Raw genomic sequence first — 23,755 nt, forward strand, 5'->3', positions numbered from 1 at the left:
AAACCAGAATGTAAACCAAACAAAAAACCGCTCGACAATCTATTGATTATCAAGCGGCTAGCTTTGTTTTCTGTGGTGATGGACGGAATCGAACCGCCGACACAAGGATTTTCAGTCCTTTGCTCTACCGACTGAGCTACATCACCGCTTTCAGTTGGCCCCTTTTGGGACTGCAAAAATAGAAGTCTGCCCTGGCTTTTCAAATTATTTGCAAAATAATTTCGCAAATACACCATTCCTGCCCGTTATTATCTTGATTGCCTTAAACTTACGTTTTGCGGTACATTAAATTTATTCTCAAACCATTTGCTGCCAAAAGCATTTTTCTCATATTTGCTTATGGTATGCGTGCATACTAACCGCTTCAAAACACTTCAAAATCCATCTGAATGGCCGTTGTCCAACAAATTGCATTTATTTTGATCCTTGGAATAACCGCTTGGCTGGTTTTTCAGAGGGTAAATGTGATCCGGAAAACGATACTGCTCGGCAAAGATGAAGACAGGAAAGATCAGCCGGAAAAACGGCTCGCGATTATGATGCGGGTCGCATTTGGTCAGAAAAAAATGTTCGATCGCCCGCTGATCGGAGTTTTGCATTTGGCTGTGTATGTCGGTTTTATTCTCATTAATATCGAAGTTTTGGAAATCATTCTGGACGGAGCATTGGGAAAACATAGAATCTTGGCACCACTTCTGGGCTCATTTTATGCTTATCTGATCAGCTTTTTCGAATTGTTGGCGATTGGGGTGCTGGTATCCTGCATTATTTTTCTAATCCGCAGAATTGTTACCAAAGTGGAGAGGCTGCAACCGGGAAGACATCGTGAAATGAACGGTTGGCCGCAGCTGGACGGAAAGCTAATCCTCGTTTTTGAGATCATTTTAATGATGGCTATCCTAAGTATGAACGCCGCAGATAGTCTCTTACAGGATATTGGTAACCCTCACTATATTCAAACGGGCGTATTCTTTTTCAGTCAGGCCCTCACACCTGTTTTTGAAGGTTTAAATGAAAATATGCTGCTTGTTGTCGAGCGGTTTGCCTGGTGGTTTCACATTCTCGGCATCTTCGTTTTTGCGGTATACGTTACTTACTCCAAGCATTTGCACATTGTCCTGGCATTTCCGAATACTTACTTCTCAAGGCTTTCTTTAAAAGGCAAAATGGATAACATGCCGGAAATTACTTCGGAGGTTAAGATCATGTTAGGCCTTGAAAATCAGGTTGGTGAGGCAGCTGTTCCCGAACGTTTCGGAGCGAAAGATGTGCCGGATCTGAGCTGGAAAAACCTTATGGATGCCTACTCCTGTACCGAATGCGGAAGGTGTACAGCTTCCTGCCCCGCCAACCTGACGGGCAAAAAGCTTTCCCCACGCAAGATCATGATGGATACGCGCGATAGGCTGGAAGATATTGGGAAAAATATGCAGGCCAATAAAGGAGCATTTGTACCTGATGGCAAAAACCTGATCGGAGACTACATTCTGGAAGAAGAAATCCTTGCATGTACGACCTGCAATGCCTGCGTGCAGGAATGTCCAGTGTTGATCAACCCGCTGGATATTATTTTGCAGCTTCGCAGATATAAGATTATGGATGAGGCGCGGGCCCCTGGCTCCTGGAATATGATGTTCCAGAATCTGGATACTAACCAGTCACCATGGAAATTTTCACCGGGTGACCGCTTCAATTGGGTTGAGGGTTTGGAAAAAAAGTCACTGGACTAGCCAAAATCAAGGTTTTATGAATGAAATAACCTATAAAGTTCCTACGATGGCCGAAATGGCTGCTGCCAATGAATCGCCGGAAGTGCTGTTCTGGGTAGGTTGCGCAGGTTCTTTCGATGACCGTTACAAAAAAGTCACCATCGCTTTTGTCAAGATCCTGAATAAAGCAGGGGTAAAGTTCGCTGTATTAGGCACTGAAGAAAGTTGCACAGGCGACCCGGCCAGACGTGCCGGCAATGAGTTTACTTTTCAAATGCTGGCGATGTCCAACATTCAGGTGCTGGATATGTATGGGGTTAAAAAAATTGTAACTGCCTGCCCGCATTGCTTCAATACGCTTAAAAATGAATATCCGGAATTGGGCGGTAACTATGAGGTAATGCACCATTCGGAGTATATGCAGCAGCTCATCAATGAAGGCCGTGTGAGGACAGAAGGCGGACTGGCTTTTAAAGGAAGAAAAATAACATTTCACGATTCGTGCTATCTTGGTCGCGCAAATAACATTTATGAAGCGCCGAGGCATGTACTCGAATCTTTGGACGCGGACCTGGTTGAAATGAAACGTTGCCGGACCAAAGGGCTTTGTTGCGGTGCAGGAGGCGGACAAATGTTCAAAGAACCTGAAGCAGGAAAAAAAGACATTAACATTGAGCGCATTGAGGAAGCATTGGAAACTGGGGCCGATACTATTGCCGTTGCCTGCCCGTTTTGTATGGTAATGATGACGGACGGAATCAAAAACAAAGAGAAAGAAGGTTCCGTCAAAATTTATGACCTTGCTGAACTGATTGCACAAGGCCAAGGGTTATAAAAAGACATCAGACTCATGTTCATATCGCAAACTTTGCCATGTATATACCTTTCAGTAATATCGATCTTCAATCCCGGATCTGGATTTATCAATCCAATAGACAATTAACCGACGAGGAAGCAGGGATTATTACGGAGACATTAAAGGCTTCCCTTGATACCTGGGAAGCGCACGGCAAACGCCTCACTGCTTCCGGTAAAGTTTTCGAAAACAGATTTGTAATTATAGCAGTCGATGAGCGGCATGAATTACCTAGCGGGTGCTCCATTGATACTTCTGTGCATTGGTTTAAGGAAATTGGCCAGCGCATGAACATTGACTTTTTTGATAGATCGCTAGCTTATTTGGACGACAATGATGAGGTTCAAACTTTACCTATCCCAAAAATCAAGCAGGCGGTAGCTGATGAGGTGATCCAGCCCTATACTACTATTTTCGACAATCAGGTGAGCACGAAAGCGCAGTGGATGAAACGTTGGAAAATTCAAGCATCCAATTCCTGGTTAAGCCGTTATTTTACTGAGCAAGCCAGTTCTTAATCAATCATTTATGAAGTTTTCCCTCCCCGCTATCCTCTTTTTTTGTGCCATTTTGTTTGCCTGCGACAAAAACGTGGTGTACAAGGCCCATGAAGATATAGATGACGGACTTTGGTACATTAAAAATAAACCCACGTTTAAAGTTGAAATAAAGGATACGCTGCAGGCTTATAACCTTTATTACGTGCTCAGAAACGCGCTTCAATATCCTTATTACAATCTATATCTCACCAGACAATTCATTGGGCCCGATCAGAAAGTGATTTCCAACACGCTCGAAGAGGTTTATTTATCCAATGAACTTACAGGCAAGCCTTATGGTAATGGATTGGGTGATCTGTTTGACCATAAGATACCTTTTCTCAAAAACTACCATTTCCCCAAATCCGGCATCTACACTTTTACACTTTCTCAATCCATGCGTCAAAATCCATTGCCGTTTGTTATGAGCATTGGTGTGAGTGTGGAAAAAGTTAAGATGTAAACCGTTTGGAAGGGGATGTAACGTTGAATGGATGAGTAAGTTTATATATGTCTGGTTTGCTTTCAAAACCATGTTCTGTACTTGCCAACCTGATCATAAGGCATATGGTTTCCGGAAAATGCGGTCCCATTACAAAATCAATAAAATAGGCAAGCTTCCAATTGTTGCCTCCGAAAGTTCCGGACTGGCAAAGGCTGGCGGAAATAACACGTTCTGGACACATAATGACAGCGGCGGCACGGCAGAGCTATATAAAATTGACTTGCAGGGCAAACTTGTGGCAACTGAAACTGTGCCGAATGCAAAAAATATAGATTGGGAAGATCTAGCCCAGGACAACGACGGTAATCTTTACATTGGCGACATTGGTAACAATACGGTACCCCGAAAATCCTTCGACATTTATAAATTCAATGTCGAAGATCAGCACACTGAAAAGATAACTTTCCATTACGCTGGTCAAGAAAATAGCCATAGCAGTCCCGAAAAGCCCATCCTTGATAGCGAGTCTTTTTTTTATCATGACAAAAAGTTATGGCTTTTTTCAAAAAATTGGGAGAAGAATAAGTTCGTTAAATTGTATTCGGTACCTGCGGAAAAGGGTGATTACGAACTGGCTGCGTTGGACAGCATTAAAATCAATACCCAGGTAACTTCTGCCGACATCAGTCCGGATGGTAAAACTTTTGCCCTGCTTACTTATGGTAAAATACTCACATTCCAAATTTCAGAAAATGGTATTGATTTTAAAAAACCACTGGCTTGTTTTCGTCTGGTAAAGAAGCAAAATGAAGCGCTTCTCTTTTTGAACAATACCGATATGCTGGTCACCAACGAGCAACGCAACATTTACAGGATTATTTATCGATGATATTATGTTTATGTTAACAATGGCATTATTCATGTAATGTGATCATCACATCCGCTAATTTCGAATCGCGTTTTAATCATAAAAACAATGAGCACCGCAAAAACCGCGTCGTCAGCCCCGAAAGTACTGGTCGTTGACGATGATTCTGATATCGTTGAACTGCTAGAATATAACTTAAACAAGGAAGGCTACTCTGTTCAAACTGCATCAAATGGTAAAAAAGCCATTGAAATTGCCAAGTCATTCCTACCTGATCTGATCCTGCTGGATATCATGATGCCCCAACTGGATGGCATCGAAACGGGCCGGATCCTTCGCCAGAATCCCGACATTAAAAACACTTATATCCTGTTTCTTACAGCACGATCGGAGGAATATTCCGAAGTGGCCGCATTTGACGTGGGTGCGGATGATTATATTACCAAGCCTATCAAGCCCCGTGCATTAATGAGCCGCATTAATGCATTATTCCGGAGAGAAGCACAGAAAGCCGAATCGGGAGATACCATTGAAATTCTTGATTTATCGATCAACAGGAAGAATTATACAGTTACTCAGGCAGGTGAGAAATCGGTGATATTGCCGAAGAAAGAATTTGAACTATTGTTTTTTTTAGCCCAAACGCCTAATAAAGTTTTCAGTCGGGACGAATTGCTGCAAAAAATCTGGGGCGCCGACATTTATGTTCTGGAACGGACTGTGGATGTGCACATCCGCAAATTGCGTGAGAAGCTGGGGGACAGTTACATCAAAACACTAAAAGGTGTCGGATATATGTTCAGTAACGAGAAATAGGATCACTTTTCAATGTCCTCAGGCTTGATTTCCGCTTCGTCCTGTTTTGATTTCCTATCCTTTTTCTTGCGAAAGGCTAGTTTAATATTTACCTCCCCATTTTCGTCAATTGCCCGGAGATATATTTTTGAGCCTTCCTTTTTCTCCACATTGTTCGGGTCGAGCACGTAAGTTGAATCTCTTTTTTTCAGGTTACTAAGCGGGATTTGTATATTAATATCCGTTTTTCTCCCAAAACTGTAAATACCATCCAGATAGAGGGTAACCACATTGGACTCAATTTCCATTGGGGCAATCATAATCTCTTGCCCTTTCAGCTGAATATTATTCCGTATTGTGGCGAACTTAACCTGCTCAAAATTTCGCTTCTTAAAGATAAGCCGCTTCATTTTCATGAAAGGCTCAAAATTGATGATATATCCTTTCCTTAAATCAAAATGCAATGTGCCCTGCATTGTCGTAGGCACCAACTGTACACTATTATTCAGTTGGGATTCGAAATTGAAATCGGTATTTAATATCCCTTTGATATTTTCATGGGTTATGGTTTTTTGCCCAAAATTATTAAACGAATAGAATACCGAGTGAACGTCTGCATTGGATATGTTACCCTTGATGGCCAGATGTGGCAGCTGGCTTCTACCAGAGTTATCCATTTGGCCGGTAATTTTCACGTTTCCGCCTCCAAATGCTTTCATCACAAAATATTCAATGCTTAAAGCGTTATTCTTAATCGTAAATTGTCCCTTCACATCCCTTGCCGAAAACTGCTTATATTTTAGCTTTTTAGAGTCCAGCTTCGCAGTAATTTCCATTTGATCGATCGCGTCATCCAGCAATTCCGACAGTTTTAATTTCTTCTTTTTTCGCTTAGAAACAATTCTGGGGGCAAGCAATGTTTCAAGCCAGTTGAGTTGCCAGGAAGGGATATTAACATCAACATTGGCTCGCAATGGCTTGGGCGAACCGAATAGATATGGTATCATATCCAGCAATTTACCTCTCATATAGAGCATATTCTGACCGTCGAAAAAATGGAGATCCGGGAATACGACTGCCTTTTCATTGAAGGTAAAATCACCTTTTATTTTGCTCAGATGCACTTTTCGAGGAAGGTAGTCCATCGAAATGTTATTAATAGAAATCTTTCCAAGGATTTTTCCGTCAAATTGATCTTTGACAGGATTATAGAACTTTTTCAGATTACCGTCAAAATGAAAATCGATTTTTGCCGTGCCATTTTTGAAACGGTAACGTGCAGGATCCAGTAAGTCTCCCAGATTTGTCGAATCGGCCTCAATTTTTCCGTCCAGATCTGCCCTGGGATTCGTAAAATCATTGATTGCTAGTTTCAAACTGAATGGTATGGTCTCAAAAAAGCCTGTTACCTTGGGGGCAGTCAGCCGAGAGTTCCAGATATCCGGCAACTGGGTCGTATCTGCCTGATTGGTAAAGATCCCAGTAGCCTGCATATTCCTTAAAACCCCCACAGGCAACGCATAGTTAAAAGTGTCGGTCTTAAAGTATACCTCCACATGAGGCTGCTGTTCGGACAACTGACCCACCACTTTGACCTTCGTATCCACTGTGGTTTGAATGCCAATTGAGTCAATCTGCTTACTTAATCTGGCCGTTAAAAGGGGCAACGCATTTTTGATCGCTATTTTTTTTGCTTCAAAATTCAGGTTAAAGTGTTTTATAGTATCGGAAAAATCAAACTCACCGTTGATCTCAATTTTATCATTTGTAGCACTTTCAAGAACCGAGGGATATATTTTTAGCTTTTTGTTATCCTCATCATATGCCATAGCCAATGCAAGGGTAGTCTCCTGATTAACTAAGAAACCTCCCTTCTTTGGCTTAAAAGTAAGTCCATTGAAAAAAACAGAGCCTGTAAAAGTAGCATTGGAAGTGGTGTCCGTAAGCGTAACAATGTTAGTAGCATCCCTGAAAAATGCCCCGTAATATTTTTGCCGGACTGAATCTGCGTAGTTAACTCCGAAATTTACAAAACGAAGATTTCCCAGTTTTTTAAAAATGCTGTTATCGTTCGTGCCCTCTTTAGTTTTCGAAGTTTTTGCAGATTTAAAAATGGTAAGGTTAGAATAACCATCACGCTGAACAAACATTTTCATGTGCCCATTCTCGATAACCAGATTTTTGACTTTGATATTTCCTTTGTAAAATCCTTTCAGATCAAGGGCAACATGAATTAGCTCCGCCTCGAGGAAAGGTTTTTTATGAATGAGGTAAAGGCTGTCGGTGAGTTTGACATTTGACAGGGTGAAGTTAAGCCCTAAACCTCCATAGAAAGGGCGGAATTTAAAATCCTCAATTTCCAGGTTCCCGTTCAGGTTTTCATTTACAACCTCCTGAACGCTACGAAATATCTTTTCTTTGTTTCTATAAACCCATATTTCTATTGCCGCAAACATGAAAACAGCACAAAGGGCAACAATACCAAAGATTTTTAAAACTCTTGCAAACATGTGATCGAAGGGATTAAGGCATTAACTCGATAGTGTGTGAAATTGGTGATTGCCAAGGAACAAGACATTAATAACGTGCCATGATATACCTTAGCAACGAAACAACGTATCTTAATGTTTCCGTCTTCGATATTCACATCAAAATATAGTATTTTTGCCGACTCTTTTGAGAGCTGAGAATTTTGATTTTAAATATGATTGCTCTAAAATGCTACTAAGCGAACAGGAAATTTTACGCCGCCAAAAGCGTGAAGAATTGATCCGGATGAACATTGAGCCTTATCCGACAGAGGAATTTGTGGTAAACGCTTATGCCGCTGACATTCTCAAAAATTACGATAACAACAAGATCGACTATAAGCATGTGACCATGGCCGGGCGGCTGATGGGCTTCCGGATTATGGGGAGCGCTGCTTTCGCCGAGTTCCAGGACAGTACGGGACGTGTTCAGTTATACTTCCGCAGGGATGATCTGTGCCCGGGAGAAGATAAAACCCTGTATAACACTGTTTTTAAAAAGCTGCTCGATATTGGAGATATCATCGGAGTTACCGGGTACGTTTTCACGACACAAACTGGTGAAATCTCGGTCCATGTCCAGGAATTCAAGATTTTAAATAAATCACTTCGCCCGCTGCCTGTGGTTAAGCGGGATGAGGATGGAAATATACATGACGGTTTTACGGATCCAGAACTTCGCTATCGTCAACGCTACGTCGACCTCATTGTAAATCCCGAAGTGCGCGACATTTTTATCAAGCGTGCCAGGATAATTACTACCATGCGTTCCTATTTCGATTCGAATAGTTGGCTGGAAGTAGAAACGCCAGTTTTGCAATCGATCCACGGAGGTGCGGCGGCTAGGCCATTTACCACGCACCATAATGCATTGGATGTTGGCTTATACCTCCGCATCGCTACCGAATTGCACTTGAAACGTCTTATCGTGGGTGGTTTTGAAGGTGTTTACGAGTTTGGAAAACTGTTCCGCAATGAAGGAATGGACCGTACACACAATCCTGAATTCACGACGGTGGAATTATATGTTGCCTATAAGGATTACATCTGGATGATGAAAATGACCGAAGATGTGCTTGAAAAAGTGGCTTTGGCAGTCAATGGAACTACAAAAGCGCAATTTGGCGACCTCGAACTGGATTTTGCAGGACCTTATCCGCGGCTGAGCATTACGGATGCAATTCATCAATTCACCGGCCTCAATGTAGAGGCATTGGACGAAAACGCAATTCGTGAACAATGCAGGACGTGGGGAATGGATGTCAGCGATAGCATGGGCAAAGGCAAATTGATTGATGAGATATTTGGAAAAAAAGTGGAAGAGCACATCATTCAGCCCACATTTATCATTGATCATCCTGTGGAAATGTCACCGTTGACCAAGAAGCACCGGTCGAAAAACGGCATGGTGGAACGTTTCGAACTTTTTGTTAATGGCAAGGAAATCGCCAATGCATACTCGGAGTTGAATGATCCGCTCGAACAGCGTGAAAGATTTGAGGATCAGCTTAAATTAAAAGAACGCGGAGACGAAGAAGCCATGGAAATGGATGACGATTTTCTTCGCGCACTGGATTACGGGATGCCCCCAACGTCAGGCATTGGAATTGGTATTGATCGTCTGACCATGTTGCTTACTAATAACCCAAGCATTCAGGAAGTGATTTTCTTCCCGCAAATGCGGCCTGAAAAAAAGGTTGAAGTTGCGAAAGAATCGGATTATTTGGATGCAGGAGTTCCTTCGGTATGGATTCCGGCTTTGCAGAAAATGAGTATCCACACGATTGAGCAACTTAAAACAGCTAATCCAAATAAGATCTTCAACGACCTGGGCGGTCTCAGAAAAAAGTTAAAAATAGAAGAGAAAATGCCTGTTTTGGATGATGTAAAGGCTTGGGTCGGATAATCCAGGAATCAAAAATGCCGCTTCATGAAGCGGCATTTTTGATTCCTGCAAAAAAAATATAGCTATATCTTTTTTACCTGTACAGCGTTCAGTCCTTTTTTACCTTCAACGACTTCGTATTCTACTTGGTCATTTTCGCGGATGGTAAGGCCTCCCAATCCTGTCACGTGGACAAAGATGTCTCTGTTTGTGTCGTCTTCAACGATGAAGCCGTATCCCTTAGCTTCATTGAAAAATTTTACAGTACCTGTTGGCATAATGGTTGAAATAAAAAAATTGAAATAAGGTGAAAATACAAAAGAATCGCAGGCGTTTCAATAAAGCAGCCAAAAGTCATTACCAAATAATTGAGGGAGGCTCAACACATTAGCAAAAGAAATTATGGCAATTTTCATCAAGACATCTTGAATATAATGAACTACTTACAAAATCTTCAATCACAAAGAAACAAAAATTGTTTGTAAAACAATTTTTTTTGATTGAAGAATTTGCAAATTTACGAGTTAGCGGTATTTTGCCTTTTTAAGCCTCCTTTTGGCAAAAAAAATTTCCCTGCAATTGTTTATCGGCGTGAAAATCGCTAATTATGAGGTAATTATTCAAAATCAAGGTATGAACAAGCTTCGATATTTCGTTGAAGACCAAATATTTGGGGTGTGTGCGCAGTTGGGCGAAAAGCTTAATTTTCCTGCCAGCAGTATTAGGAAATATTTTATTTATGCTACTTTCATGACCTTTGGTTCTCCCATTATTTTATATCTGGTATTGGCATTTTGGATGGAAATCCGCCAGCATTGGAGAAAACATAACAGCCCTACGATCTGGGAGTTGTAGGCCTTTCTACTCCGGTTAGCTGGTCGAACCGATGCTTTCCAAGAACAAAATATTCCCAAACAACACTTCGATAATACAATGGTGCCTTGTAAGTGGTACGCGGTGTTTGTTTTACCAGCGTAGGGATCATTCTATAAAAAGCGAAATGTGCCCTTGCAATTGCGACTACGTCCGGCCAAGCTCCTGTCGCCATAAATCGTACGCTCGATAAGGCGTCCAGTATGAGTCGGATCAAAACCGTTTTCCACCTTCTTCCTTTCGGCAGGTTTTTAAAAAGCATGACCAGGTTATTGCGGTAATTAAGGAATGTCTTCCTTGGATTGGATTTATGCAATGTGCCCCCTCCAACGTGGTAAACAACTGATCTGCCGCAGTATGTGATCCGGTGTTTAAGATTTAGCAGCCGCCAGCACAAGTCAATTTCTTCCATATGGGCAAAAAACGTTTCATCGAAGCCGGCGGCTTCGTGAAATGCCGATGCTCTTACAAATAAGCAGGCCCCGGTTGCCCAGAATACATCCTTCACATCATCATACTGGCCTATATCTTCCTCCCGAGTATCGAAGATCCTTCCTCTACAAAAAGGATAACCCAGATAATCCATGTATCCACCGGCTGCCCCCGCATATTCAAAGTGAGTCGGCAGGTCGTAAGCAAGTATTTTGGGTTGACATGCTGCAATGGCTTGATCCGAGTCCATGAAGGCTATTACGGGCTCGATCCAATTGTCGGTTACTTCGATATCGGAGTTTAACAGGATATAATAATCGGCTTGAATTTGCTTTAGAGCCGCATTATAGCCCCCGGCATAACCTTTATTTTCAAGTATTTGAATGATATTTAATGTCGGATAATGTTCCGTAATCCAGTTAAGAGACTGGTCGGTGGAGGCATTGTCGGCTATCCAGATATCATGGTTATCCGAGTATCTGACAACATTGGGAAGAAATTTTTCGAGGTAGTGTCGACCGTTGTAGTTCAGGATTACAATCGCAACAGAGGAAGCCATAATTATTTCATAAATGCTCCCAAATCCAATCCCGGGATATTGGGGAGTACCCCATCCGTAGCTTTTTGTAAATGTTCCTTTATTTTTGGTTCAATATTATCAAATGCCTTATTTACTGCTGCGACGATAAGATCCTGCAACATTTCCTTATCATCCGGATTCACCAGATCCTGATCAATATCAAGAGCTATAAGCGCTTTCTGGCCATTAACAGTGGCTTTTACCAATCCCCCACCCGACTCAGCGGTTTGTGTGATTGTGCTTAACTGATCCTGAGCTTCTTTCATGCGGGACTGGAGGTCTTTCATTTTACCCATCAGCCCCATCATGTCAGCCATATTTCCAAACATATTTGTACTTGTTAAGTCTTAGGTTATAAAGCTTATTTAACGGAAATGGTTCCTACCGTAAAAGCATAAAAGTACCACTTTTTTCAACAGTCTGATTGATGTCGTCTACGAATGTCATTTTGTAAATGTAAGATCCGACAGGGGCGTTTGCCCCGTTTATCGTTCCATTCCAACCATTTGCAATGTCATCGGAATGAAATACGACCTCTCCCCAACGATTAAGAACTGAAAAATCAAAGGATTGAAGTTGGGTGGATTTAGCTTCGAGCACATCGTTGTTTCCATCACCGTTGGGTGTAAACGCATCCGGCACAAACACGCCCGCGCTTCGCTTATAATTGATGATGTTGGAAAGGCTTTCAAAACCTCCGTCCGGAGAAGTTGCCCTGATCTGGAAATTGTATTCGAGATCACTCTGGGAACTCAGCTTGATTGTGTACTGCGTGTTCATCTGAACCGGCACCACCTCGCCAGCGCTCGATCCGATCTGCAAAACCTCGTAACCAGATAAGCCTCCCAGAAACGGCAGCGCGGGAGTCCATTTAAGTGAAGTCAACTCCTTCGTTAACAGGATCGAGCATATAGGTTCGGTGACAGGAAGCTTTTGTCCACAGGAATTTTGATAGCTAAACCGATAGCAATAAGACAATTCATCTGCCTTCACATCCGGATCAGAATATTCGTTTTGATTATATAATGTTATGATCTTTTTGAAAGTTGTGCTACCAGCCTCGGCTTTTTCTACCGAAAGGTCATAAGTGCTGCTCGGGCCCGCGCCAGGCACATCTGCTTTTAAAAATATCAGATTGTTTGTGCCGACTGAAACCGACGCGGCCTGAATCGGACGAGGATTTGCAACCTCGGCTTTTACACCCACGGGCGCAGAAATAGATGTTATGTCTTTAATTTTGGCAATCACCTGATATTCTGAATAGCTTCCACATTGGACGTCCCCATCTGCATAGGTAATGTCGGTAATCGAAGTAAAAGTTTTGATCACGACTCCATCCCGCAGAAGATCATAGCCTACAAAGTCCTGATTATTAGGATACTGGCTCCAAGTAAGAACGTTTTGTCCATTTTCTGATTTTCCTGATAGTGTTACACTGCTGATGATATCTTTACTATCAGTAATACCCTGGCACAAATCTTGATAACTCAATTTGACGGTATAAACCTGATTAACGTTTACACTATTAATGTCAAATGGCTGAACACCTCCCGAAGATCTTTTTCCGGCAGTTGTATAATTGTTGCCATCAGTGCTGTATTTTACTTCTGTCGGGATAGCGGTAACTCCTAAATAATTAACCCTTAATATTCCGCCACCAAGCATTTCGACGGATTTAATTGAGATATCATTCAACTGCGCCTGTTGAAAAGAAATAGGAACGCTAGCAGTAGCTCCCTGTGCACATGATTTGCCAACATGCTGGCCAGTAATCTTAGCGGTGGGGCTGCTGTTTACATCCGCGTATACGTGCTCAAAAGTATAGCTACCGCCTGGTTTATAAATGTCCGTCTTGCCGTCACCCCATTCAATGAGAACCTGGTCGTATCCTGTAATAACAAGATCCTCCGCCAGAATTAATGTAATCTTACCTCCTCCACAGGACGAATATGTTGAGCTTACCGATCTACTCTCGTATACTGTGATTGTCTTACAAGCATATACAACTCCACCAGCACCAACTGCCCGCTGCAGTAATGTATAGATTCCAGGGCTTCTGTAAGCAACGAAAGCGACACTCTGAATGGGTGGATTTGCAGACCTCCCATCGTAAGCAGCTGCATACTCAACGGAGAGTGCGTTGGGTAACGTGTTAGTAATACTGACTGTAAGTGGTGCACAGCCTTCTGTAAAATTGACATCAAAACTTCCCCCACCCCTATCGCACAGACCTTGCGCGGATGTGTCAATCGGAGAAATTGAAAAAATCCAAAATAGAAAAATAGTTAGATAAAAGGGTATTATTAATTTCATAAGTGTGCAAAATTAAGTCATAACTTCTTTTCGAGTGTTAACTAACATTGAGTAAAGAGAATCACCAAATTGCTTGAAACGACCGCAAATTTATGGTACAGGAAAGTATTAGGGGCAAATATCTAACGGCATACTCTCCAAAGTATTATCCTCATTATTAAGCCATTAAAAAAATCCTATCTAATCAACAAAAAAGTCCCGTTTTTCGAAATGACACGGCCTGATGCGTCCATTGCTTCAATTTTATACAGGTATTGCCCTCCCGCTCCATTTTCATTTTTTATCTTCCCGTCCCAACTCCCTCTTATATCAGTGGAATGAAACACGACTTCTCCCCAGCGGTCGAAAACTGACATTTTGAATTTTGAAATGAAATACCCCTTGACCTCGAATCGCTCATTATGCGCATCCCCATTCGGTGTAAATGCGTCAGGTATCAAAACAATCGCTTCTTGTCTGACATTTAAGATATTGGATTTACTGACAAATTTCCCATCCGCCGATTTGGCTTCGATCTGAAATGAAAATTCTGTTTGAGCCCCGAGATCCAGTGTATGATTTGTGCTGGTCTGCTTCGGAATAATATTCGTTACACTACCACCATTATCCAACTCTATCAGATCATATCCACCCAATGCGTCGGTAAATGGTATGTCGTCTGTCCACGAAATTTCGGAAGTATTGCTTTTCAATAAAATGGAACAAACAGATTGACTGAACTCAGGTGACCTCAAATTGCAGGCATTTTTATACTCAAAACGATAACAGTATGCATTTTCACTGGTGTTTACCTTCGAATCCTGGTATTGCAGACTTCCGTTATCCGGAGGAGAAACCTGCGTATAATTTGTGCTTCCCAGCGGCGCACGCTCCACAATCAGATCGTAAGTGCTGGTCAGGCCTTCGCCAGAAATTTCAACATTGGTTATAATTGTATTTTCATCTTCAACCGTCACACTTGCAACGCTGATTACCGCAGGTGATGATGTTTTAGGTTGAATGCTAAATGGTGCAGAATAGGACCGGACATCGTTTTCAATAATCGCTACAATTTCGTATTTGTAGGTTATCCCACATTTAACATCTTTATCAAGATAAAAAAGCTGATCCGCAGAAGTGAAAATGACAACCCCATCCCTTTTCAATTGGTATTCTATGAGTGTTTCAGTGTTAGGCTGGTTCTCCCACCCAACTGAAATAATTTCATCCAATGCAAATGACCCTTCTTTCAAGATCAGGCTGCTGACAATAGGACTTTCAACCCGATTATCGCAAAAGTCTTCGGAAGACAATTTAAATCTATAAATCTGCCCCGGATTCAGATTTCCGATTGTCGCCGATTGCGGGCCACCCGTTTGACCTGCTTTGCCAGTGGAAACAAACTGACCATCTCCTTTATCAATCAAAACTTCTGTCGGCACCCCTTCCATTCCTTCATAGAGGATTTTTGCCTCTCCCGATGCAAGCATTTCAACGCTCCGGATTCTAATGTTCTTAAATGATCCGGAACCTGTATTACTCATTAATGTGGTGGTAGCCAGTTCCTGCTCGCAGTCACCTCCCGAATATTTCCCCTGAACTTTTACGCTTGGAACCCCTGACCCGGGACTATAAAAGTGATCTAAATAAAGGGGTTTACTTCCCTTTGCGCTGACCGACTGTCTTGATCCATCCCCCCAATTGATTTCTATCGCGTCATATGCATTTGAGATACTATCACTTGGTAATGTTAGCCTCGCCCGACCATTCTGACAAGTAATCAGTTCAGCCTTCGGGCCTCTTGTTTCCTTAACGATTACGTCATTGCATTGGCTAAACCCTGTTCCTCCGGCGCTTCCAAATTGCAAAATCGTGTAAGTTCCGGCAAGCTGATAAATGTAGGACGAATCCTGAGTGGTTTCCTTAATGTCGGGAACGGTCGTCCTGGACCGATCAAAGTTGAATGCATAACTAACACTTTCTGATCTTGGCACCAGATTATTGAGCTTGACCGTCAGTGGAGCGCATCCCTGGGCAGGTGTAATGGAGAAGCCGCCTGTACTGCCACAAAATTGACCAGAAACATTTTTAGGTAGGAGCAAACAGCTGCCTAACAAAAATGCGATCAATAGCTTAATATTCATAAATGAGTAAAATTGTCCCTGAATAATGCCTTGGGTTGATGCTTAAACCTTTGAAACGGATAAGGCAATTCCTTTGTTGAGATGCATAGGAGTTCAAAAATAGAACTTTCAACATTAACAAATACCTTTGCGCAATAAAAACGAGTTTGGCCAAAAAGTATTTTCATCAACCCGATTAATGAATACGAATAATAGTCCGATCCTGCTGGATTCTATCGAAGAAGCCATCCAGGCAATAAAAAGAGGCGAAATGATCATCGTTGTTGATGATGAAGATCGTGAAAATGAAGGTGATTTTATATGTGCCGCCGAACTGGTCACTCCTGAAATTGTCAATTTTATGGCAAGGGAAGGCCGCGGACTTATTTGCGTTCCGATCACAGAAGAGCGATGTGCCGAACTGGAATTGGAAATGATGGTTGGAAATAATACTGCCCTTCATGAAACTGCATTCACAGTTTCGGTGGATTTGCTGGGTAATGGATGTACAACCGGGATATCCGCCAGCGATCGTGCAAAAACGATTCAGGCGCTTGTAGATAAAGAAACGAAACCACAGGATCTGGGCCGGCCGGGGCATATTTTTCCTTTAAAAGCAAAGAAAGGCGGCGTACTTCGTCGCACAGGTCATACAGAAGCTGCTATTGATTTCCCTCGTTTGGCCGGATTGTCCCCGGCCGGCGTTTTGGTTGAAATTCTTAATGAAGATGGTTCGATGGCGCGCCTGCCCCAGCTGCGCGAAATTGCAAACAAATTCAACTTAAGACTTGTAAGTATAAAGGACCTGATCGAATATCGTCTTCGTGAAGAATCGCTGATCAAACGGGAAATTGGTGTGGATATGCCTACCAATTGGGGGCATTTTGATCTGATCGCCTACCGACAGATTAACACGGGCGATTTACATCTTGCATTGGTTAAAGGAACCTGGGAAAAAGACGAGCCTATTTTGGTACGTGTACATTCTTCCTGTCTTACCGGTGATATTTTTGGATCCTGCCGCTGCGACTGCGGGCCACAATTACATGCGGCAATGGATATGGTGGATAAAGCCGGTAAGGGTGTGATCGTATATATGAATCAGGAAGGCCGCGGCATTGGACTTTTGAATAAATTAAGAGCCTATAAATTGCAGGAAATGGGCCGTGATACGGTCGAAGCCAACCTTGAACTCGGATTTCCAATGGACGACAGGGATTATGGCGTTGGGGCTCAAATCCTTCGAGATCTGGAAGTTACCAAAATCAAACTGATCACTAACAATCCTAAAAAACGGGCTGGGCTCATTGGTTATGGCTTAGAGATTGTCGATTCCGTTTCCGTCGAAATTCCCTCTAATCCTTTTAACGAGAAATACCTTCTTACGAAAAGAGACAAGATGGGTCACAATCTCAGTAATCTTACAATTCCCATTAATAAATGATGGTTAGTATTCAGAGCGCGACTACTGAAAGCGAATTACTCAAATGTCGGAAGGCCATTCAGGCGCTAAGGCCTTCACTTACTGATGATTTGTATCTCGACGCAGTGCAAAAGACGCTGGCAGATAATAGGGTAATCATCTTTATTGAGAACGGAGAAGATGCAGCAGCAGTGGCTGTTTTTGAAACTGGCTACAATCTTTTTCGGGGCAAATACATTTACATTGATGACCTTTCAACATTACCTGATCATCGCGGCAAAGGTTATGCTGGCTTACTATTGGATTGGATTATGAATTTTGCTCAAAAAGGACAATACGATCAGGTGCATCTGGATTCTGGCGTCAGTGAAGCAAGAACCAATGCCCATAGGCTTTATTTAAATAAAAGATTTCAGGTAACCAGCCTTCATTTTGTGGCTAATGTTTGATTTTCAAAGTCAGATATCCTGTTAATTTTCAAAGTCGATACTATTTTCAATGGATATAAATCAAGTATTTGAGGCATTCAACGCTCTGCGTGTATTGGTGATCGGTGATGTGATGCTGGACTCCTATGTTTGGGGAAAGGTAGAGAGAATATCGCCTGAGGCGCCTGTCCCGGTTGTTAATGTACAAAAACGCGAATACCGGCTTGGCGGCGCAGGGAATGTGCTTCTGAATGTACAATCGCTTGGTGCAGAAGCAATTATTTGCTCGATTATTGGAACGGACGGTGCCGGAGATTTACTGGAAAACAGCTTATATGAAAAAGGCCTGAATTGTGAAGGATTAATCCGCAGTGAAGACAGGATTACGACGATTAAGGAGCGGATCATCGCAGGCTCGCAGCAGGTAGTGCGCATTGACACCGAAACTGATAAGCCCATCTCAAAATCAGAAACTGCAAAACTCGTTTCCAAAGCGAAAGAACTGATTCCATCTTGTCAGGTGATCATTTTTGAGGATTACGATAAAGGTGTTCTGACTTCTGAATCAATTTTTGAAATCACTTCCTTTGCAAATGAACACGGGGTGCCGACTGTTGTAGATCCCAAAAAACGCAATTTCCTTGCATATAACGGCACCACGCTTTTTAAACCCAACCTGAAAGAGCTTCGCGAAGGTTTGAAAATTGATTTTGATGCTGATAACGCCACAGAACTACGGGAAACTGTGCAGCTTTTAAAGGATACGCTCAATGTGAAAGGAGCTTTAATCACACTTTCAGAAAGAGGCGTCTTTATTGATTTCCAAAATGAAATGCATCACTTACCGGCACATATCCGGCAAATTGCGGATGTATCAGGTGCTGGCGACACCGTAATCAGCATTGCAGCATGTTGTGTCGCACTTGGTTTGCCTCCAAAAGCCGTTGCGGCTATTTCCAACTTGGGCGGTGGATTGGTTTGCGAGTTGATCGGCGTGGTGCCGATCGATAAAAATCTCCTAAAAACCGAGGCTGAGAAATTGTATTGAATTTGCAAAAAATTACCAGTTAATGCCCGTTTGGCCTAATCCCATTTTCCTAATAAATTTGGACGAAAGCTTCGAGCGGCTCGTAATGTAGCGAACACTGGCACCAATGTACGGAGTCGTTGCAGGTGTGTACGAAGTCAGATTTTCTCTTGCACTATTAAAAGTCTTTAGCTGGCGAAAAGTAGTTACGCCAGCTTCAACAGAAATATTTATAGCTGTAAATAAATGTGCATTGGCCGAAACACCGACTTTGATATGCCTATAATTTTCTCGTCGAAGCTGCTTCTCTTCCGGGGTCTGGATCTGAAAACCTCCGCTATACCCATTAAGACCCGCAAGCATATCAACATTAAACCATTTGGTAGCCTTATAATTGACATTGGCCATGAATGGCAGGACGGCAGAAGCGCGCCAATGTCTTCCTAATCCTTTATTAACACCAAAAACCGGTACAAAACGCAGCTTTTGATTGTATGCGATCACCGACCCGTACATGATCTGCGTGCGTAAACCGAGAATGTGCATCCGCGCAGCGCCACCCCAGAAAAAGGGTTGCGGGCTAAAAAATGTCTCATTTGTTTCAGTCATTCCTAACCCTCCTCCGTAAACCCACAACCGATCCTTAATGCTGGCCTGTAATCGGATCACACCCAATGAAAGCGTTTTATAGCCATTTTCCGGATTATTTTTGCCGTCAAGGGTGGGCTGAATTTGTGTGTATTGTGCAAGCATAACCGTGTGTACAGCCCTGAGATCCAGCTTTTTCCTGAGACTATATCCTAATTGTACTTCACTTTGCAGAGGGATTATTCCAAAAAAGCCAGTTCTCGACATGCCATAGTCCCGTGTCCCGTCAAGGCTGGATGGAACTGTGTAATCTGCCTTTAGCGAGACATTTGGATAAAATAACCGGCTAAGCGCAAAATGTTGGGCATATGTAGGATTAAAAAATTGAGAAAGCAAAAATAAGCTGAGCAGATTGCGGAAATTTGCCATGCAGGGAATTTGGGGTGCGTTAATTTGGCAAATAACGAGAAAAGCCAAGGGCTATTGTTCTACGGGATGAGGTTGACAGTAGTACAAAATCAAATAAATAAGGTATAGCAATTAACCATTCAATCTTATGCAAAAGATCCATTTACTTCTGCTTGCCTTCCTACCGATGGTATCTGAGGCGCAGTCTAGCGAAACCTACGCCGAAAAATTGGGTTACCCGAAAGGTAAAAAAGTGCTGATCATTCACGTCGATGATGTAGGCATGTCTTATGAATCCAATCAGGGCGCAATTAAGGCAATCCGCGAGGGTGTAGCCAATTCACTGAGTGTTATGATGCCTTGTGGCTGGGTACCCGGTTTTGTAAATTATTGGAAAGAAAACAAAGATATAGATGCCGGTTTGCACCTCACCATGACTTCTGAATGGAAGGACTATCGCTGGGGACCATTGGCTGGGAAATCCAATGTAAAGGGGTTGGTAGACAGCCAGGGTGCTATGTGGCGCAGCGTCGCGGATGTAGTCAAAAACGCAACTTTTGAGGAGGTAGAAACAGAAATCAGGGCGCAGCTGGACCGGGCCAGAACCATGGGATTTGAGCCGACCCACCTGGATTCACACATGGGTACACTTTTCGCAAAACCTGAATTTTTGGAAAGATATCTCAAGGTCGGAATGCAGGAAAAAATTCCGGTTATGTTTCCTGGAGGCCACAATACCGCGATTCAGGCAGAGGAAAAAATGATTGCGGAGCGATTTGAAATGACCCAGACGGTGGGAAAGCAACTCTGGAATGCTGGCCTGCCTGTGCTTGACGACCTGGAAAATACGAGTTACGGCTGGAAGGGTCCGGAAAATGGAGATAAGTCGGAAAAAGCTTTGCAGAAATACAAAACGGCTAAATACATCGAAGCATTTGGCAAGTTAAAACCCGGCTTAACGATGGTCATTATGCATTGCACTATCCATACGGAAGTCTTTCCGAAAATCTCCGACTCCTGGCCAACCCGCGAAGGCGATTTTCTAGCCATGATCGATCCGGAATTGAAAAAATACATTGAAAAAGAAGGGATTATCCTGACCACCTGGCGTGAAGCGATGCAGCGAAGGCAAAAGGTGAAATGAAAATTTGTTGTATATCAAGAATGTTGTTGGCTCTCCCAAATCCGTTGAAGCTCTTCGACATCTGCCAGATCTTTTGCACGGGCAGTGGCTTGCTTTTCTGTTATTAGGTCCTTCAAATGAATAACATGAAATGGAACTCCTTCAAAGTCAGCTGTTAATGATCGCTCATAACAAGAATCAAAGTCGCTTTCCTGAAAAGCTTTCAACGAATGTCCCAAATCCAATTCAAATCCTGACATACCAAATCTAACAGAAGTCCAGCCGAAAATAATAGGCATGTCTGTTAATAAATCTGCTCCCTGGACATCATTTTCACTTAAAGCTTTTATAACTGCAGTAGAATTTGCTTCACCACTTTTTAACCATAAATCCATATCCTGAGTCGTTCTGATGTGCCCGTGGACTACTCCTGCCATACCTCCGACCAACAGATATTTAACATCATGCCTATTCAAACTTTTTAGAAGATTAAGCACATCTGCGCTGCTTATATCCATAACAACTACTTTTTTATTGAGAGGGTTGGATCGATACAATTTCCCGGCCAAAGTGTTTAACCTGACAAGAGCTTCTATATTTTCAGAATAAAGGGCCCGCAGCTCGCTTACCGACATACTTGAAGGATTGATCTTGTATAAAATTAGACAAATAATTCCAACCTCGCTAAAACAAAAAAATGCCCAGGGCCAACATTCCCAGGCATTTACATAAAAAAACTAAACGCTAACAGCTAATAGCCAAAAGCTTGAATCTACAAATCAATCGCCTCCCCATAAGCCGCCTCTGTCGCACCTTTCAAGGCTTCGGACATGGTTGGGTGAGGATGTATTGAGCGAAGGATTTCATGGGAAGTGGTTTCCAATTGACGGGCAACCACTACTTCTGCAATCATTTCGGTAACATTGGCGCCGATCATGTGAGCGCCAAGGAATTCACCATATTTTGCATCGAAAATTACTTTTACAAAACCATCTGTAACACCAGCGCCAACCGCTTTACCAGACGCCTTAAATGGAAACTTCCCTACTTTAATTTCATAACCTGCTTCCTTCGCTTTCTTTTCAGTGAAACCTACGGAGGCGATTTCAGGTTGGCAGAATGTACAGCCCGGAATGTTCCCGTAATCAAGCGGCTCGGTCTTATGGCCTGCTATTTTTTCAACACAAATAATTGCCTCAGCGGTGGCTACGTGTGCCAATGCAGGGCCTGGCGTGCAATCACCAATTGCGAAAAATCCGGGTACGCTGGTTTCATACCATTCGTTCACGGTGATCTTACCTTTATCTGTTTTGATTCCTGTTTCTTCTAAACCAATGTTTTCAAGGTTTGCGACAATTCCCGCAGCCGAAAGAACAACATCGACTTCAAATGTTTTCTGTCCGTCCGGAGTCTTCACAGAAACCACACAGCCATTTCCGCTGATATCAACTTTTTCAACCGTTGAGTTGACATAAGTCTCGATACCGATCTTTTTATATTGTTTAGCTATCTCTTTTGAAATGTCTTCGTCTTCGACAGGTACCAGATTTGGAAGGAATTCAACCACAGTAACCTTGGTACCCATTGAAGCATATACGTAAGCAAACTCCATCCCAATCGCACCCGATCCAACAACCAATAAGGAGCCTGGCTGATTTTCAAGGCTCATTGCCTTGCGGTACTCGATAACTTTTGTACCGTCAATTTTAATGTTTGGCAGCTCGCGGGCTCGCGCTCCTGTTGCAATGATTACACCCTTTCCCGCAGTGTAGTCCACTTTTTTGCCGTCTTTATCTGTAACCTCTACTGTTTTTTGACCCTTCACCTTTCCTGTTCCCATGATGACGTCGATCTTATTCTTCTTCATCAAAAAAGAAACTCCTTTACTCATAGTATCAGCAACGCCTCTGCTGCGTTGGATTACACCTGCAAAATCCGCAGACGACTCACCGACATTGATACCATAATCTTTTGCATGCTTAATGTATTCAAAAACCTGGGCGCTTTTGAGCAGCGCCTTGGTAGGAATGCAGCCCCAGTTAAGACATATTCCTCCCAAACTTTCCTTTTCAATAATAGCAACTTTAAGTCCTAATTGGGAAGCACGAATTGCTGCGGGATAACCCCCGGGGCCGCTGCCAATTACAATCACATCATATGTTTGAGCCATTTTCTGGTATTTTTATTTTACAAAATGGGTTGAAAAAATTTTGCTGCAAAGGTAGTAAATAATGTCAGGGATTGCGTGTTAGGATCGGGTTTGTTGCGATTAGAAAGTTCACAAAGGGTTCGAGGTTGTTCGGGTTGGTTCGGAATTGCTAGATTTTACTAGCCTCTTCTTTTTTCAAAATTGTTTCGTTACTTCAAGTAAGGATCTGCGTCTAAAGACAAACTAAAATTGTTTTTATGCGACTTGAAGATTTACAAATTTACCAATTGGCTATGAGGCTTGGAGAAGATGTCTGGCAAATCGTAAGTGAGTGGAACTACTGGAACAAAGAGGCTTTTGGGAAGCAGCTTTTACGAGCAGCAGATTCCGTGTCGGCGAACCTTGCAGAAGGGTTTGGACGTTATCACCTAAAGGATAATCTTAACTTTTGTTATTATTCAAGAGGTTCATTGAAAGAAACTATCACTTGGCTTACAAAGGCCTACAACAGAAACTTGCTATCAAAAGAAAAATTCGAAGAATTAACCCAACTTTGCAATACACTTTCGATAAAACTAAATAATTACATCAAAACCTTAAGGACCCCAAACTTTCCAGTAAATAAGTAACAAAACACCAAAACTACAGCGAACCGGATCGAACAACGCCGATCCAAACCGAACT

General features: G+C 42.5%; 22 protein-coding genes and 1 tRNA gene. 13 read left to right on the forward strand and 10 right to left on the reverse strand.

The window, feature by feature from the left end:
- Positions 1-73: 73 nt before the first annotated feature.
- Positions 74-146: transfer RNA gene (locus FHS68_RS24820), tRNA-Phe, on the reverse strand.
- Between the two features lie 243 nt (positions 147-389).
- On the opposite strand from FHS68_RS24820, the gene FHS68_RS24825 reads away from it, so the two are divergent.
- The 6 genes from FHS68_RS24825 (at position 390) to FHS68_RS24850 (ending at position 5,233) form a co-directional block, all read left to right on the forward strand.
- Entirely contained in the window at positions 390-1,730 is a 1,341-nt protein-coding gene (locus FHS68_RS24825) for a 4Fe-4S dicluster domain-containing protein (RefSeq protein ID WP_167276519.1), read from the forward strand.
- Positions 1,731-1,746: 16 nt separating this feature from the next.
- Positions 1,747-2,544, forward strand: a complete 798-nt coding sequence (locus FHS68_RS24830; protein ID WP_167276521.1) for a (Fe-S)-binding protein — start codon at positions 1,747-1,749, stop codon at positions 2,542-2,544.
- A 38-nt stretch (positions 2,545-2,582) separates the two neighbouring features.
- The gene (locus FHS68_RS24835) at positions 2,583-3,083 is read left to right on the forward strand and encodes a hypothetical protein (protein ID WP_167276522.1); all 501 of its coding nucleotides are present in this window, start codon (positions 2,583-2,585) and stop codon (positions 3,081-3,083) included.
- Positions 3,084-3,093: 10 nt separating this feature from the next.
- Complete coding sequence (locus tag FHS68_RS24840; protein ID WP_167276524.1) at positions 3,094-3,567, forward strand: gliding motility lipoprotein GldH; 474 nt, start codon at positions 3,094-3,096, stop codon at positions 3,565-3,567.
- 31 nt (positions 3,568-3,598) lie between these two features.
- Positions 3,599-4,438 (forward strand): SdiA-regulated/phytase-like domain-containing protein, encoded by an 840-nt coding sequence (locus FHS68_RS24845; protein WP_167276526.1) that lies wholly within the window; start codon positions 3,599-3,601, stop codon positions 4,436-4,438.
- An 87-nt stretch (positions 4,439-4,525) separates the two neighbouring features.
- Positions 4,526-5,233, forward strand: a complete 708-nt coding sequence (locus FHS68_RS24850) for a response regulator transcription factor (RefSeq protein ID WP_167276528.1) — start codon at positions 4,526-4,528, stop codon at positions 5,231-5,233.
- 2 nt (positions 5,234-5,235) lie between these two features.
- On the opposite strand, the gene FHS68_RS24855 is transcribed toward FHS68_RS24850, so the two are convergent.
- Positions 5,236-7,722 (reverse strand): AsmA-like C-terminal region-containing protein, encoded by a 2,487-nt coding sequence (locus tag FHS68_RS24855; protein WP_167276529.1) that lies wholly within the window; start codon positions 7,720-7,722, stop codon positions 5,236-5,238.
- A gap of 208 nt (positions 7,723-7,930) precedes the next feature.
- Here FHS68_RS24855 and lysS point away from each other — a divergent pair, with 208 nt between their 5' ends.
- A complete protein-coding gene (gene lysS / locus FHS68_RS24860; RefSeq protein WP_167276531.1) occupies positions 7,931-9,646 on the forward strand; it encodes a lysine--tRNA ligase in 1,716 nt (571 codons plus the stop codon).
- Positions 9,647-9,708: 62 nt separating this feature from the next.
- On the opposite strand, the gene FHS68_RS24865 is transcribed toward lysS, so the two are convergent.
- Positions 9,709-9,903, reverse strand: a complete 195-nt coding sequence (locus FHS68_RS24865; protein ID WP_026629450.1) for a cold-shock protein — start codon at positions 9,901-9,903, stop codon at positions 9,709-9,711.
- Positions 9,904-10,258: 355 nt separating this feature from the next.
- Here FHS68_RS24865 and FHS68_RS24870 point away from each other — a divergent pair, with 355 nt between their 5' ends.
- Entirely contained in the window at positions 10,259-10,480 is a 222-nt protein-coding gene (locus tag FHS68_RS24870; RefSeq protein ID WP_167276534.1) for a PspC domain-containing protein, read from the forward strand.
- Here FHS68_RS24870 and FHS68_RS24875 read toward each other — a convergent pair.
- The 4 genes from FHS68_RS24875 to FHS68_RS24890 form a co-directional block, all read right to left on the reverse strand.
- Positions 10,461-11,489 (reverse strand): glycosyltransferase family 2 protein, encoded by a 1,029-nt coding sequence (locus tag FHS68_RS24875; protein WP_167276536.1) that lies wholly within the window; start codon positions 11,487-11,489, stop codon positions 10,461-10,463. The genes FHS68_RS24870 and FHS68_RS24875 overlap by 20 nt on opposite strands.
- Before the next feature lie 2 nt (positions 11,490-11,491).
- Positions 11,492-11,839 (reverse strand): YbaB/EbfC family nucleoid-associated protein, encoded by a 348-nt coding sequence (locus FHS68_RS24880; RefSeq protein WP_167276539.1) that lies wholly within the window; start codon positions 11,837-11,839, stop codon positions 11,492-11,494.
- 52 nt (positions 11,840-11,891) lie between these two features.
- Positions 11,892-13,823, reverse strand: coding sequence for a T9SS type B sorting domain-containing protein (locus FHS68_RS24885; protein ID WP_167276543.1), 1,932 nt, complete (start codon positions 13,821-13,823; stop codon positions 11,892-11,894).
- A gap of 176 nt (positions 13,824-13,999) precedes the next feature.
- Entirely contained in the window at positions 14,000-15,946 is a 1,947-nt protein-coding gene (locus tag FHS68_RS24890; protein ID WP_167276546.1) for a T9SS type B sorting domain-containing protein, read from the reverse strand.
- Between the two features lie 178 nt (positions 15,947-16,124).
- Between FHS68_RS24890 and FHS68_RS24895 the strand changes: the two genes are divergently transcribed.
- From FHS68_RS24895 to FHS68_RS24905, 3 genes are read left to right on the forward strand one after another with little or no spacing between them, the layout of a single operon-like run.
- Complete coding sequence (locus tag FHS68_RS24895) at positions 16,125-17,369, forward strand: bifunctional 3,4-dihydroxy-2-butanone-4-phosphate synthase/GTP cyclohydrolase II (RefSeq protein ID WP_167276548.1); 1,245 nt, start codon at positions 16,125-16,127, stop codon at positions 17,367-17,369.
- The gene (locus FHS68_RS24900; protein WP_229212054.1) at positions 17,366-17,797 is read left to right on the forward strand and encodes a GNAT family N-acetyltransferase; all 432 of its coding nucleotides are present in this window, start codon (positions 17,366-17,368) and stop codon (positions 17,795-17,797) included. Before FHS68_RS24895 ends, FHS68_RS24900 begins: the two co-directional genes overlap by 4 nt.
- Positions 17,798-17,846: 49 nt before the next feature.
- Entirely contained in the window at positions 17,847-18,824 is a 978-nt protein-coding gene (locus FHS68_RS24905) for a bifunctional heptose 7-phosphate kinase/heptose 1-phosphate adenyltransferase (RefSeq protein ID WP_208408444.1), read from the forward strand.
- A gap of 12 nt (positions 18,825-18,836) precedes the next feature.
- Here the strand turns inward: FHS68_RS24905 and FHS68_RS24910 are convergent, their stop codons facing one another.
- A complete protein-coding gene (locus tag FHS68_RS24910; RefSeq protein WP_167276551.1) occupies positions 18,837-19,820 on the reverse strand; it encodes a hypothetical protein in 984 nt (327 codons plus the stop codon).
- Between the two features lie 127 nt (positions 19,821-19,947).
- On the opposite strand from FHS68_RS24910, the gene FHS68_RS24915 reads away from it, so the two are divergent.
- Positions 19,948-20,943 carry a polysaccharide deacetylase family protein gene (locus tag FHS68_RS24915; RefSeq protein ID WP_167276553.1) on the forward strand — a complete coding sequence of 332 codons (996 nt, stop codon included), beginning with the start codon at positions 19,948-19,950 and terminating at the stop codon, positions 20,941-20,943.
- A 14-nt stretch (positions 20,944-20,957) separates the two neighbouring features.
- Here FHS68_RS24915 and FHS68_RS24920 read toward each other — a convergent pair whose 3' ends face one another.
- Entirely contained in the window at positions 20,958-21,557 is a 600-nt protein-coding gene (locus FHS68_RS24920) for a DUF6036 family nucleotidyltransferase (RefSeq protein WP_229212055.1), read from the reverse strand.
- A 137-nt stretch (positions 21,558-21,694) separates the two neighbouring features.
- Positions 21,695-23,092 carry a dihydrolipoyl dehydrogenase gene (lpdA, locus tag FHS68_RS24925; protein ID WP_167276556.1) on the reverse strand — a complete coding sequence of 466 codons (1,398 nt, stop codon included), beginning with the start codon at positions 23,090-23,092 and terminating at the stop codon, positions 21,695-21,697.
- Positions 23,093-23,328: 236 nt separating this feature from the next.
- On the opposite strand from lpdA, the gene FHS68_RS24930 reads away from it, so the two are divergent.
- Complete coding sequence (locus FHS68_RS24930) at positions 23,329-23,700, forward strand: four helix bundle protein (protein WP_167276559.1); 372 nt, start codon at positions 23,329-23,331, stop codon at positions 23,698-23,700.
- The last annotated feature ends 55 nt before the right edge of the window (positions 23,701-23,755 follow it).

It is taken from the genome of Dyadobacter arcticus, assembly GCF_011762185.1.
Taxonomy (GTDB): domain Bacteria; phylum Bacteroidota; class Bacteroidia; order Cytophagales; family Spirosomataceae; genus Dyadobacter; species Dyadobacter arcticus.

Excerpts from the sequence above, each read along its gene's own strand:
- FHS68_RS24825 (WP_167276519.1), top strand. The coding sequence starts at position 390 with ATGGCCGTTGTCCAACAAATTGCATTTATTTTGATCCTTGGAATAACC.
- FHS68_RS24830 (WP_167276521.1), top strand. The coding sequence starts at position 1,747 with ATGAATGAAATAACCTATAAAGTTCCTACGATGGCCGAAATGGCTGCT.
- FHS68_RS24835 (WP_167276522.1), top strand. The coding sequence starts at position 2,583 with ATGTATATACCTTTCAGTAATATCGATCTTCAATCCCGGATCTGGATT.
- FHS68_RS24840 (WP_167276524.1), top strand. The coding sequence starts at position 3,094 with ATGAAGTTTTCCCTCCCCGCTATCCTCTTTTTTTGTGCCATTTTGTTT.
- FHS68_RS24845 (WP_167276526.1), top strand. The coding sequence starts at position 3,599 with ATGAGTAAGTTTATATATGTCTGGTTTGCTTTCAAAACCATGTTCTGT.
- FHS68_RS24850 (WP_167276528.1), top strand. The coding sequence starts at position 4,526 with ATGAGCACCGCAAAAACCGCGTCGTCAGCCCCGAAAGTACTGGTCGTT.
- FHS68_RS24855 (WP_167276529.1), bottom strand. The coding sequence starts at position 7,722 with ATGTTTGCAAGAGTTTTAAAAATCTTTGGTATTGTTGCCCTTTGTGCT.
- lysS (WP_167276531.1), top strand. The coding sequence starts at position 7,931 with ATGCTACTAAGCGAACAGGAAATTTTACGCCGCCAAAAGCGTGAAGAA.
- FHS68_RS24865 (WP_026629450.1), bottom strand. The coding sequence starts at position 9,903 with ATGCCAACAGGTACTGTAAAATTTTTCAATGAAGCTAAGGGATACGGC.
- FHS68_RS24870 (WP_167276534.1), top strand. The coding sequence starts at position 10,259 with ATGAACAAGCTTCGATATTTCGTTGAAGACCAAATATTTGGGGTGTGT.
- FHS68_RS24875 (WP_167276536.1), bottom strand. The coding sequence starts at position 11,489 with ATGGCTTCCTCTGTTGCGATTGTAATCCTGAACTACAACGGTCGACAC.
- FHS68_RS24880 (WP_167276539.1), bottom strand. The coding sequence starts at position 11,839 with ATGTTTGGAAATATGGCTGACATGATGGGGCTGATGGGTAAAATGAAA.
- FHS68_RS24885 (WP_167276543.1), bottom strand. The coding sequence starts at position 13,823 with ATGAAATTAATAATACCCTTTTATCTAACTATTTTTCTATTTTGGATT.
- FHS68_RS24890 (WP_167276546.1), bottom strand. The coding sequence starts at position 15,946 with ATGAATATTAAGCTATTGATCGCATTTTTGTTAGGCAGCTGTTTGCTC.
- FHS68_RS24895 (WP_167276548.1), top strand. The coding sequence starts at position 16,125 with ATGAATACGAATAATAGTCCGATCCTGCTGGATTCTATCGAAGAAGCC.
- FHS68_RS24900 (WP_229212054.1), top strand. The coding sequence starts at position 17,366 with ATGATGGTTAGTATTCAGAGCGCGACTACTGAAAGCGAATTACTCAAA.
- FHS68_RS24905 (WP_208408444.1), top strand. The coding sequence starts at position 17,847 with ATGGATATAAATCAAGTATTTGAGGCATTCAACGCTCTGCGTGTATTG.
- FHS68_RS24910 (WP_167276551.1), bottom strand. The coding sequence starts at position 19,820 with ATGGCAAATTTCCGCAATCTGCTCAGCTTATTTTTGCTTTCTCAATTT.
- FHS68_RS24915 (WP_167276553.1), top strand. The coding sequence starts at position 19,948 with ATGCAAAAGATCCATTTACTTCTGCTTGCCTTCCTACCGATGGTATCT.
- FHS68_RS24920 (WP_229212055.1), bottom strand. The coding sequence starts at position 21,557 with ATGTCGGTAAGCGAGCTGCGGGCCCTTTATTCTGAAAATATAGAAGCT.
- lpdA (WP_167276556.1), bottom strand. The coding sequence starts at position 23,092 with ATGGCTCAAACATATGATGTGATTGTAATTGGCAGCGGCCCCGGGGGT.
- FHS68_RS24930 (WP_167276559.1), top strand. The coding sequence starts at position 23,329 with ATGCGACTTGAAGATTTACAAATTTACCAATTGGCTATGAGGCTTGGA.